The organism is Actinospineispora eucalypti (assembly GCF_039543365.1).
GTDB lineage: Bacteria > Actinomycetota > Actinomycetes > Mycobacteriales > Pseudonocardiaceae > Pseudonocardia > Pseudonocardia eucalypti.
Window position 1 is genome coordinate 619,662 of record NZ_BAABJP010000007.1, and the last position, 11,752, is coordinate 631,413.

7 protein-coding genes are annotated in these 11,752 nt (G+C 72.0%); 6 read left to right on the forward strand and 1 reads right to left on the reverse strand.

Annotated features, from left to right (window positions below; translation table 11 throughout):
* Positions 1–43: 43 nt before the first annotated feature.
* The 3 genes from ABEB12_RS10580 to ABEB12_RS10590 are packed head-to-tail and all read left to right on the forward strand — an operon-like array spanning position 44 to position 6,557.
* Complete coding sequence (locus ABEB12_RS10580) at positions 44–1,432, forward strand: salicylate synthase (protein ID WP_221499064.1); 1,389 nt, start codon at positions 44–46, stop codon at positions 1,430–1,432.
* On the forward strand, positions 1,429–4,938 hold the full coding sequence (locus ABEB12_RS10585; RefSeq protein ID WP_345702720.1) for a non-ribosomal peptide synthetase: 3,510 nt from the start codon (positions 1,429–1,431) through the stop codon (positions 4,936–4,938). Before ABEB12_RS10580 ends, ABEB12_RS10585 begins: the two co-directional genes overlap by 4 nt.
* Entirely contained in the window at positions 4,935–6,557 is a 1,623-nt protein-coding gene (locus ABEB12_RS10590) for an AMP-binding protein (RefSeq protein WP_185066453.1), read from the forward strand. The genes ABEB12_RS10585 and ABEB12_RS10590 overlap by 4 nt, the downstream gene beginning before the upstream one ends.
* Before the next feature lie 38 nt (positions 6,558–6,595).
* Here ABEB12_RS10590 and ABEB12_RS10595 read toward each other — a convergent pair whose 3' ends face one another.
* Positions 6,596–7,576 carry an ABC transporter substrate-binding protein gene (locus ABEB12_RS10595; protein WP_185066452.1) on the reverse strand — a complete coding sequence of 327 codons (981 nt, stop codon included), beginning with the start codon at positions 7,574–7,576 and terminating at the stop codon, positions 6,596–6,598.
* Between the two features lie 216 nt (positions 7,577–7,792).
* Between ABEB12_RS10595 and ABEB12_RS10600 the strand changes: the two genes are divergently transcribed.
* From ABEB12_RS10600 to ABEB12_RS10610, 3 genes are all read left to right on the forward strand, one after another.
* A complete protein-coding gene (locus ABEB12_RS10600; protein ID WP_185066451.1) occupies positions 7,793–9,238 on the forward strand; it encodes a condensation domain-containing protein in 1,446 nt (481 codons plus the stop codon).
* Between the two features lie 63 nt (positions 9,239–9,301).
* On the forward strand, positions 9,302–10,516 hold the full coding sequence (locus ABEB12_RS10605; RefSeq protein ID WP_185066450.1) for an ABC transporter permease: 1,215 nt from the start codon (positions 9,302–9,304) through the stop codon (positions 10,514–10,516).
* 12 nt (positions 10,517–10,528) lie between these two features.
* Positions 10,529–11,743, forward strand: a complete 1,215-nt coding sequence (locus ABEB12_RS10610) for an ABC transporter permease (RefSeq protein WP_185066449.1) — start codon at positions 10,529–10,531, stop codon at positions 11,741–11,743.
* Positions 11,744–11,752 lie beyond the last annotated feature (9 nt).

Genomic DNA, 11,752 nt, shown 5'->3' on the forward strand with positions numbered 1-11,752 from the left:
GAGAGCAGCGTCAGCGGAACGAGCCTTGGCACCGGGCAGCGGCATGTCTGAGCGCACCCGCCAGGCCGGCCCCGTCTCGGAGACCGGCGAGTTCCGCTACGCGCGCACCAGCATCGGCCTCGGCGTCGACCCGGTGGTCGGCGCGACCGGGCTGGCCCGGCGTGCCGAGGGGCCGTTCCTGCTGTTCGAGCGCCAGGGCGGGGTGACCGTCGGGTTCGGCGCCGCGCAGGAAATCGTGCTGAACGCCAAGGAGATCCGTTTCCGGGGGCCGGACGGCTGGCACGCCGAGCCCACCGGAGCCGAGCCGCTGCAGCAGATCCGCGCATTGCTCGCGGGCAGCGGCATCGAGGACTGGCGGGCCTACGGCTGGCTGGCCTTCGAGCTGTCCTACCTGTTGCACGGGATGCCGGAGGCGGCCGGTGACGCGACCCTGGCGCACCTGGTGATCCCGCGCCGGGAGGTCAGCCTGACCGAGGGGGAGGCCGACCTGCGGGCGTTGCGCCTCGACGAGCTGGCCGAGCTGTGCCGGGAGATCAGCATGCTCTCGGACACGCCGCCCGCGCCGCCGGCGCGGGACCTGGCCGACGAGATGCACGGCTACGACGACTACCGGGGCGCGGTCGAGGCCGCCGTCGCGGACATCCAGCGGCACCGGTTGCAGAAGGTCATCCTGTCCCGGGTCGTGCCGGTGCCCGGCCGGGTCGACCTGCCCGCCACCTACCTGGCCGGCCGGTCCGGTAACACCCCGGCGCGGTCGTTCCTGCTGGACCTGGGCGGCCTGCACGCCACCGGGTTCAGCCCGGAGACGGTGGTCGAGGTGAGCGCCGACGGCGGGGTCACCACCCAGCCGCTGGCCGGCACCCGGGCGCTCTCGGGCAACCCGGCCACCGACGCCGACCTGCGCGACGAGCTGGTGAACGACCCGAAGGAGGTCTACGAGCACGCGGTCTCCGTTCGCGGCGCGCAGGAGGAGCTGCGCGAGCTGTGCCGGGACGGTTCGGTGCGGGTGGACGAGTTCATGGTGGTGCGCAGGCGGGGGAGCGTGCAGCACCTGGCCTCGCGGGTCAGCGGACAGCTGGACCAGGGACGCAACGGCTGGCACGCGATGGCCGGGCTGTTCCCGGCGGTGACCGCCTCCGGGCTGCCCAAGCCGGAGGCCTGCCAGGCCATTCACCGCTACGAGAGCCAGCCGCGCGGGCTGTACGGCGGCGCCGTGGTGGTGTGCGACTCCACCGGGGCGCTGGACGCCGCGCTGGTGCTGCGCACTGTGTTCGAGCAGGACGGGAAGACCTGGCTGCGGGCCGGCGCCGGCGTGGTCGGCCAGTCCGTCCCGGAGCGGGAGTTCGAGGAGACCAGGGAGAAGTTACGCAGCATCAGCCGGTTCCTGGTACCGGAGGATGCGCGGCTGTCCGCCGGGGAGGTGGCGTCGTGACCAAGCCGGCCGAGGCGGTCGCGGAGGAGTTGGGTGCCCAGCTGGCGGAGCTGCTGGAGGAGACCCCCGAGGAGGTCGCGGCCAGCCAGAACCTGTTCGAGCTGGGCCTGGAGTCGATTTCGCTGATGCGCCTGGTCGCGGACTGGCGGCGGGAAGGCCTGGAGATCGATTTCGCCGAGCTGGCCGAGCACCCGACCCTGAACGCGTGGTCGGCGCTGCTGGCCGCGCGGCGGGCCGGCGCGGCGTCCCGGGCGAAGAGCGCGGCGGTGGCTCCCGAGCCGGTCGCCCAAGCTGGCCCAGAGCTGGATGAGGGCGAGGAGTTCGACCTCGCGCTGATGCAGCACGCCTACTGGGTCGGGCGGGACGCCGACCAGCGCCTGGGCGGTGTCGCCGCCCATCTCTACACCGAGTTCGAGCGCGCTGGCGGCAGCCCGGTGGACCCGGAGCGGCTGGCCGACGCGCTGCACCGGCTGGTGGCCCGGCACGACATGCTCCGGGTGCGGGTCAGCGACAACGGCCGGCAGCGGATCGCCGCCGAGTCCGGCTGGCGGGGGCTGGCCGTGCACGACCTGCGCGAGCAGGACCCGGCTGAGGCCGAGCGGGAGCTGGAGCGGGTGCGGGACGCCTACTCGCACCAGATGCTGGACATCGAGGCGGGCGAGGTCCTGGCCACCGCGCTGTCCCTGCTGCCCGACGGCCGCACCCGCCTGCACCTGGACGTGGACATGGTGGCCGCCGACGCGGTCAGCTACCGGATGCTGCTCGCCGAACTCGCCGCTTTGTACAACGGCGAGGACGAAGAGCTGCCGCCGATCGGCTACAGCTACCGGGAGTACCTGGCCAGCCGCCCGGCCGCCCGGGCCGAGGCCGCCGAGCGCGCGGCCGGCTACTGGCGGGCCCGGCTGGACGAGCTGCCCGGCACCCCCGACCTGCCGCTGGCAGCGGGTGGGCCGGGCGGGTCCGAGGGGCGCCACCCGGTGGCCGGGCCTCCCATTGTGGTGCGCAAGCACGTGTGGCTGCCGGCCGACGAGTGGGAGCAGCTGGCCGGCTACGCCAGGGGCTACGGGGTCACCCTCGCCGCCTCGGTGGCCACCGCGTTCGCCGAGGTGCTCGGCGCGTGGAGCGGCAACCAGCGGTTCCTGCTGAACGTGCCGATGTTCGACCGGGCGCCGGTGGACCCGGACGTCGGGCTGCTGATCGGAGACTTCACCAGCTCGGTGCTGCTCGCGGTGGACCTGACCGAGCCGCTCGGCTTCGCCGAGCGGGTGCGCGCCACCCAGTCCCGCCTGCACGCGGACGCCGCGCACGCCGACCACTCCGGCGTCGAGGTGCTGCGCGACCTGGCCCGGCTGCGCGGCCAGCAGGTGCTGGCGCCGGTGGTGTTCACCAGCGCGCTGAACCTGGGTGAGCTGTTCGCGCCCGAGGTCACCGAGCTGTTCGGCGAGGCGGTGTGGATCATCTCCCAGGGTCCGCAGGTGCTGCTGGACGCCCAGGTCACCGAGGTCTCCGGCGGCCTGCTGGTGAACTGGGACATCCGCGCCCGGGAGTTCGCCGAGGGCACCGTGGACGCCATGTTCGACGCGTTCGCCGGCCTGCTGCGCGGGCTGGCCAGCGAGGCGGACACCTGGACCGCACCGGTCGGCGAGCTGCTGCCGGCGGACCAGAGGGAGATCCGCGAGCGGGTCAACGGGCAGCCCGGAATCGGCACCGATTGGACGCTGCACCAGGGCTTCTTCGAGCTGGCCCGGACCCGGCCGGACGCCCCGGCGGTGCTGTGGGGGGACGGCGCGCTGAGCTACGGCGAGCTGGCTGAGCGGGCGCTGCGGGTGGCCGGCGCGCTGGCCGCGCGCGGGGTGGTGCCCGGTGACCTGGTCGGGGTTTCCCTGCCCAAGGGGCCGGACCAGGTGATCGCGGCGCTGGGTGCGCTGGCGGCCGGTGCCGCGTACGTGCCGGTGGGCATCGAGCAGCCGCCGGCCCGGGCCGAGCGGATCGCCTCGGTGGCCGGTTTCCGGGTGCTGCTGGACCGGGCCGAGCTGGCCGAAGCGCTGAAGGCCGACCCGGTGGGCGGGTCGGTGCCGGGCGACCCGGACCGGTTGGCCTACGTGTTGTTCACCTCGGGGTCCACCGGCGAGCCGAAGGGCGTGGAGGTGCCGCACCGCGCGGCCATGGCCACCATCTCCGACCTGTGCGAGCGCTACGGGCTGGGCCCGGCCGACCGCACCCTCGGGGTGTCCGCGCTGGACTTCGACCTCTCCGTGTTCGACCTGTTCGGTCCGCTGTCGGTGGGCGGAGCGGTGGTCGTGCTCGACGAGGCCGCCCGCAAGGACCCGCAGGAGTGGGCGCGGCTGATCGCCCAGCACGAGGTGACCGTGCTCAACTGCGTGCCGCAGCTGCTGGACGCCACGCTGCGTGCGGCCGGCGCGACGGACCAGTTGCGCTCGCTGCGGGTGGTGCTGCTCGGCGGTGACCGGGTGGGTGTGGACCTCCCCGGCCGGCTCGCCGAAGCGGCGCCCGGCTGCCGGTTCGTCGGCCTCGGGGGCACCACCGAGACGGCCATCCACTCCACGGAGTGCGAGGTCGACCCGGAGAACGTGCCGGCCGACTGGCAGTCCGTGCCCTACGGCCGCCCGCTGCGCGGGGTGGCCCTGCGCGTGGTGGACGAGCTGGGCCGGGACTGCCCGGACTGGGTGGCCGGCGAGCTGTGGATCGGCGGCGACGGGGTGGCGCGGGGCTACCGGGCCGACCCGGAGCGCACCGCCGACCGGTTCGTGGAGCACGCCGGCCGTCGTTGGTACCGCACCGGTGACCTGGCCCGGTACCGGCCGGGCGGGAACGTGGAGTTCCTCGGCCGGCGTGACGACCAGGTGAAGGTGCGCGGCTTCCGGGTGGAGCTGGGTGAGGTGGAGGCGGCGCTGTCCTCGGCCGACGGGGTGCGCGCGGCGGCCGCCGCGCTGGTTGGCGGCCAGTTGGGCGCGGGCGTCGAGCTGGCCACGAACGCCACGGTCGAAGCCGTCAAGGCCGGGCTGGCCGATCTGCTGCCGCCGCACATGATCCCCGAACGGGTGGTGCGGGTGGACCGCCTGCCGCTGACCGCGAACGGGAAGGTGGACCGCAAGGCGGTGCGCGCGCTGGTCGCCTCGGCGGCCGGGTCGGGCGCCGGCCGGGTGGCCCCGCGCGACCACCTGGAGAAGGCCATCGCGCTGGTCTGGGCCGAGACCCTGCAGCTGGCCGACCTGGACTCGGTGGACGTGACGCAGGAGTTCTTCGCCGCCGGTGGCGACTCGCTGCTGGCAACCGCACTGGTCAGCGAGCTGCGCGAGGTGCTGGACACCTCCGGCGTCTCGGTGCGCATGCTGTTCGGCGCGCCCACGGTGGCCGGGCTGGCCGAGCGGATGCGCCGCGCGGAACCGAGCGAAGGGCGGCTGGACAAGGTCGCGGAGATCTTCTGCGAGATCGCCGCGATGTCCGACGAGGAGGTCGCCGCCGCGCTGGAGGCCCAGTCGTGAGGGGGTTCACTCCCTGGCCGGAGGAGTACGCCGAGCGGTACCGGGCGGCGGGCTACTGGCGGGACGAGACGCTGGGCGGCTTGCTGCGGCAGTGGGCCGAGCGGTCCGGAGACGCGGTCGCGCTGGTGGACGGCCGCCCGGACGGCTCCCGGTACAGCTACGCCGAGCTGAACCGGCTGGCCGACGCGCGCGCCCAGGGCCTGCGCGAGCTGGGCCTGCGCGCGGGTGACCGGGTGGTGGTGCAGCTGCCCAACGTGCCGGAGTTCGCGGTGACCCTGTTCGGGCTGCTGCGTCTGGGCGTGGTGCCGGTGCTGGCGCTGCCCGCGCACCGGCAGTTGGAGATCGAGCACTTCGTCCGGCTGGCCGAGGCGCGGGCGTACGTGATCCCGGACCGGCACGAGGGCTTCGACTACCGGGGGCTGGCCGCGTCGGTACGGGCCGCCGTGCCGGAGCTGGAGCACGTGCTGGTGGCCGGCGAGCCCGGCGACTTCGCCCCGCTGCCGGATGCTGTGCCGGGACGGGCCCCGGAGCCGCTGGACCAGCCCGGCCCGGGTGACGTGGCGGTGCTGTTGATCTCCGGTGGCACCACGGGCAAACCCAAGCTGATCCCGCGCACCCACCGGGACTACGCCTACAACGCGCGGGCCAGCGCCGAGGTGTGCGGGCTGGTCGCCGAGGACGTCTACCTGGCCTGCCTGCCCATCGCGCACAACTTCCCGCTGGCCTGCCCCGGTTTCCTCGGCGCGCTGGGAGCGGGTGCCACCACGGTGCTCGCCCCGGCGCCCAGCCCGGACGTGGGCCTGCGGCTGGTCGAGCGGGAACGGGTGACGGTCACCGCGCTGGTCCCGCCGATGGCCCGGATGTGGGTCGAGGCGGCCGGTTGGGACACCAGTGACCGGTCCAGCCTGCGGCTGCTCCAGGTGGGTGGCGCGAAGCTGGACCAGGGCCTGGCCGAACGGGTCACCCCGGAGCTGGGCTGCGGGGTGCAGCAGGTGTTCGGCATGGCCGAGGGCCTGCTCAACTACACCCGGCTGGACGACCCGGCCGACCTGGTCAACGGCACCCAGGGCCGGCCGCTGTGCCCGGACGACGAGATCCGGGTGGTGGACGGCGAAACCGGTGCGGACGTGCCGCCCGGCGAGGTGGGCGAGCTGTTCACCCGGGGGCCGTACACGCTGCGCGGGTACTTCCGGGCCGACGCGTACAACGCCGGCGCGTTCACCCCGGACGGCTTCTACAAGACCGGTGACCTGGTGCGCCGGCTTCCGTCCGGACACCTCGTCGTGGCCGGGCGCAGCAAGGAAGTGATCAACCGGGGCGGGGAGAACGTGTCCGCCACGATGCTCGAGGACCACCTCGCCGAGCACCCCTCGATCGCCCAGGTGGCGGTCTTCGGCCTGCCGGACGAGAGCGTCGGCGAGCGGGTCTGCGCCGTGGTCGTGCTGTCCGCCGAGGCCGACCGGCCACCGAAGCTCAAGGAGCTGCGGGCCTTCCTGGCCGACCGGGGGCTGGCCCGGTTCGTCACTCCGGACCGGCTGGTGGTCCGGGAGAAACTACCGGTGACCGGCGTCGGCAAGATCGACAAGCGGGCGCTGGCCGGCTCGATCGAGCCGGCGTGACCGTGCCGATACTCGTTCCGCTGCCGCTGCTCTCGGCGTTACCGATTGGCCGCGTCGGACAGGTGCGGGATGAGCCGGGGCAGCGCCCAACGCAGGCTCAGCGGCGTCGGGTAGGCCAGCGCATTCGCCACCTGGTTGTCGATCGGCACGAACGCCCCCCGGCGCACCGACGGGAGGGCGACGAACACCGGGTGCCGCTCGAGGCCGGCGAGGCCCGGCTGGGTGCCGGCACCGATCAACACGTCAGCGTCCACCACCCCCAGGTTCTCCCCGCTGACCGGCGCGCGCCCGGGGATGCTTCCCGTCGGCAGGCCCAGCACGGTCGGAGACAGCCGCAGGCCCAACGCGGTGAGGATTCCGGCGGAGACGTCGTCGGTGGAGTTCACCGTGTTCAGCGCGCTGGAGTCCGCGGCGATGACGTAGGCGAAGGTCTTGTCGGCCAGCTCGGGATGGGCCGCCTTCTGGGCGGCCATCCACCCCTCGGTGTCGTCGACGACCCGCTTCCCCTCGTCGGCCTTGCCCAGTGCCGTGGCGACGGCCCGCAGGCTGTGCTGCCAGGTGTCGTTGTTGGGGCCGTTGAGGTAGCCGACCACCGGGGCGACCCGGGAGAGCTGGGCGTAGCCGTCGTCCAGCCGGAAGTCCTTGGTCGCCAGGATGATGTCGGGCCGCAGGCTGGCCACCCGTTCGACCGGGGCGCCGTCCCGGGAGTCGAACACGACCGGCTTCTCCCCGGCGAACCGCTCGGCGGCCCACGGCTGGAGCTCGGTCGGCGCGTAGTTGGCCCGGCCGATGCCCACCGGAACGACGCCGAGCGAGAGCGCGAAGTCGGCATCGGCCCAGGTCATGGCCACCACGCGCACTGGCCGCCGGTTGATCGTGGTGGTGCCGAACTTGGTCTGCACCGAGACCGGGAACGCGCCGTCGGCGGAGGCGGCCGGTTGCTCGGGCGCGGTGCCCCCGCACCCGGCCAGCGCCAGCGTCATGAGCAGGATGGCGGCTCCGCGCAACCACGAGGACATTCCGGTTCGCTCCTCCCCGACAGACCTGCCGATCATGCCGGGTACTGGGCCGGTCAGGTAGTCGATGCCTTGTGTCAGAAAGTGAAGCTAGCCTATCCTTTGTTCCGGCCGGGGGGCGACTTTGCTCACGCCGGCTGGGGCAGCCGGTTTCCGTGCCGCCGGGCGCGATTGCGGCCCTGGGCGAATCCGACTTGGTGGACGTAGGTGGTTGCCGACATGCGAGTTTCCGGGCCCGGCGGCTCTGCCGGGCGTCGCGCCGCGCTGATGTCCAAGCGGCTCATGGCGGCGGGGGTCGCGGAGGATCGCCCGCCGGAGCGGGAGATCGTGCCCCGGCCGGACCGCGACCGGGCACCCCTGTCACCGGCGCAGCACGCAACTTGGGCGGCCCATCGGGCCGACGTCACCGGCGCCGCGTACAACGTCTGCATCCACCTGGCCATCGAGGGCGAGCTGGACGTCCCGGCCCTGCGGGCCGCGCTGCTGTCACTGGTCGCGCGGCACGAGGTCCTGCGCACCCGTTACCCGCTCGACCGTGACGGCCGGCCCTACCAGCGAATCGACCCCGCACCGGAGGACGCGGAACGGCTCACCCCGTTGGTCGACCTCCCCGGGGGCGGCTCGGCCGAGCGGCTGATCTCCGAGCTGGCCGGGCACCGGTTCGACCTGGCCGAGGAGTGGCCGCTGCGCGCGGTGATCTTCCGCGACGCCGGTGAGGGGGCGTACGGGCTGGTGCTCGCGGTGCACCACATCGTGTGGGACGGCGGGTGCTGGCCGGTGATCTCGGCCGAGCTGTCGCTCGGCTACGCGCTGGCCACCGGCGCGAGCGACCGGGCGCCCGAGCCGCTCACCCTGCAGTACGGGGACGTCGCGGCGGCGCGGGCGAGCGCCCCGGCGCGGCCGGCCGACCAGGAGTACTGGCGGCGGCAGCTGGCCGGCCTGCCCGGTCCGCTACCGCTGCCGGCCGACGAGGCGGCGAGCGCGGAGCCGGGAGTGGGCGGCCGGCGGTCGATCCTGCTGGATGCGGCCGAGACCCGGTCGGTGACGACGCTGGCCGGCGAGCGGCGGGTCACCGTGTTCGCGGTGGTGCTCGCCGCGTTCGGCGCGCTGCTGTACCGCCACTGCGGCCGCGTCGACCTGCCCATCGGCTCGGCCGCGATGAACCGGGACGGCGCGGCGTTGCGCGCCCTGGTGGGCAACTTCGGGAACACGCTGGTGCTGCGGCTGGACTGCTCGGGCGATCCGTCCTTCGTCGAGCTGGTGGACCGGGCGGACCGGGTCAGCGGCGACGGGCTGGATCACCAGGACATGCCCTACCGCGATGTGGTCGCCCAGCAGCGGCCGGACGGCGACCCGTTCAACGTGCGGCTGCTCTATCTCGCGCAGGGCATGGCCGGCCCGGTGTTCCCCGGCCTGCGGACGAGTTGGCGCAACATCCACAACGGCACCTACCAGCACGACCTGGCGGTGGAGATCTTCCTGGTGGACGGCCAGATGCGGGTCGAGGCGACCTACGCCGCCCGGTTGTTCTCCCCGGCCCGGGTCGACGAGCTGCTCGCCGACTTCCGCCGGCTCCTGGCCAAGGTCACGGAGGAGCCACAAATGCGGCTCTCTGGACTTAGCGAGCGCCACACCTTGTCGCGCCGGGGCGTGGCCATATATTAAGTTAGGCTGTCTTTACTTCGCGGTGGGGGGCGGCGTCGACCTACGGGGCTAGGGAGCACTTCGATGCAGGGTTACGAAGCGGTACGCATCGCGTTGCGGAGTATGCGGGCGGCCCGGTTGCGAACCGCATTGACGACGCTGGGCATTGTCGCCGGAGTCGCGGTCGTCATCGTCCTGGTCGGGTTGTCCAACGGAGTGCGTGACGGTTTTGCCGAACAGTTCGGCGACCTCAACCGAATGATCATTGTCTCCAAGGTGACCGCCGCGATGCCCGGCGGCAATGGCGCCCGGCCCATCACCGAGTCGGACCTGCAGGCGGTGATCGCCGCCGGGGAGCGCGGCGGCTATTCCGATGTGGCGCCGAACCGCTTCGGCAGCGGGATCGTGAAGTACGAGGGCCAGACGATGAAGGCCTCGGTGAATAGCTCGAGCGAGAGCTTCCTCAAGGTCAGGAACATGAAGGTCGTCGCCGGTCGGATGTTCAACGCGGACGACAACGAAGAAAAGGCGAAGGTCGTGGTCATCGGCCGCCGGGTGGTCAACCAGCTCTTCTACGGCAATACCGGTGACGCCCTCGGAAAAGAAATCCAGGTCGGCCGGTTCACCATGAAGGTGATCGGCGTGTTCGGCTATGCCGGCGACAACATGGACCATTTCGTCATGATGCCCCTGAACACCTCCCGAATGGTCATGGGTGGCGGCGAGAACCTCAACGGCTTCGGGGTGATGGCGAATACCATCGACCAGGTTCCGGCGGCGGTCAACGTGCTCAACGAGGTCATGGACCAACGGCACAACGTCAAGGAACCGGGTTTCCGGGACTTCGATGTGGCCCCGATGACGTCGGAGATCAAACGGATCAACAATTACCTCAGCGTGCTGACCTGGCTGACCTACATCATCGGTACGTTGTCGTTGATCGTCGGTGGTATCGGGGTCGCGAACGTCATGATGGTCACGGTGAAGAACCGGACCGCCGAAATCGGTATTCGCAAGGCAATCGGCGCGCGCCGCAGCTCAATCATGAAGCAGTTTCTCGCGGAGGCTTTGGTGCTCGCCGGAATGGGCGGGCTGCTCGGCGCCGCGTTGGGCGTCGGGCTGACCTTCCTGGCGGCGAGGTTCGTGCCCCTCTGGCTGCCCGAGGTCGGTGAGGCCCACGTATCTCCGGCGACCGTCGCCGGGGCATTCGGCATCAGCCTGGTGATCGGTCTGCTCGCCGGGGTCTACCCGGCGGTCCGGGCGTCCAGGCTGCACCCCATCGACGCGCTGCGCGCATAGCCGGAGGACCCGATGTACTTCAGGGAAGCGCTCATCATCGCGTTCCACAGCATGCGCACCGCCAAGATGCGCACGGCGCTGACCATCTTCGGCATCGTCATGGGCATCACGGCGGTCGTGCTGCTGTCGGCGTTCGGCGCCGGCGCGCGGCAGAAGTTCACCGACACGTTCGCCCCGCTCAACACCTCGGTGATCATCTCCAAGACCTCGGCCTCGGCGGGTGACGCCACGCCCACCGAGCCGCTCACCGAGGAGGACTACCAGGCCCTGGCCGACCCGAAGGCGTCCAGCAACTTCTCCGAGGTGATTCCCCTGCGCTCGGGTATCGCGGTGATGCGCTACAACGAGCGCGAGTACGCGGTGAACATCGGCGGGACCTCCGAGGGCTATCTGCGCACCCGCGACCGCCACCTGCTGGCCGGCCGGAACATCACCGCCGAGGACGGCGCGGACCGGGCCCGGGTCGTCCTGATCGGCAAGCGGATCGTGGACAACCTCTTCGACGGGAACCTACAGGCCGCCGTGGGTTCCGACGTGCGCGTCGGCCGGGTCCAGGTGAAGGTCATCGGCGTGATGGCCGAGGTCGGCGGGACCCAGGACGCGTTCGTGCTGACGCCCATCAGCACGTCGCGGCTGCTGTTTGCCGGCGGCAACTGGCTGAACGGCCTCGGCGTGATCGCCAAAAGTATCGACGCCGTGCCGGCCGCGATCGCGGACATCCAGCGAATCCTCGACCAGCGGCACAAAATCACCGATCCCGGCCAGCGGGACTACACGCTGTCCACTCCCGCCGCCCAGCTGGAGCAGATCGACAAGTTCCTGCGCTACTTCACCATCTTCTCCCTCGCGGTCGCTTCGGTGGCGCTTTTCATCGGCGCGCTCGGGCTGGCGAACATGATGCTGGTGACCGTTTCGGAGCGGACCGCCGAGATCGGTATCCGAAAGGCCATCGGGGCCCGTAGCGGCGCCGTGATGAAGCAGTTCCTGATCGAGGCGATGGTGCTCGCCGGCATTGGCGGCCTGCTCGGCATCGGGATCGGTATCGGGCTGGCCTATGCGGGCCGGGAAGCGGTGCCGAGGTGGTGGCCGGAATTCGGGGTGCCCCAGGTGTCGCCGTTGATTGCGGGGATCGCGTTCGGGATCAGCCTCGTGGTGGGGCTGCTGGCCGGGGTGTACCCGGCGTACCGGGCGGCAAAGATGCACCCGATCGACGCACTCCGTTACTGAAAGTGAAAT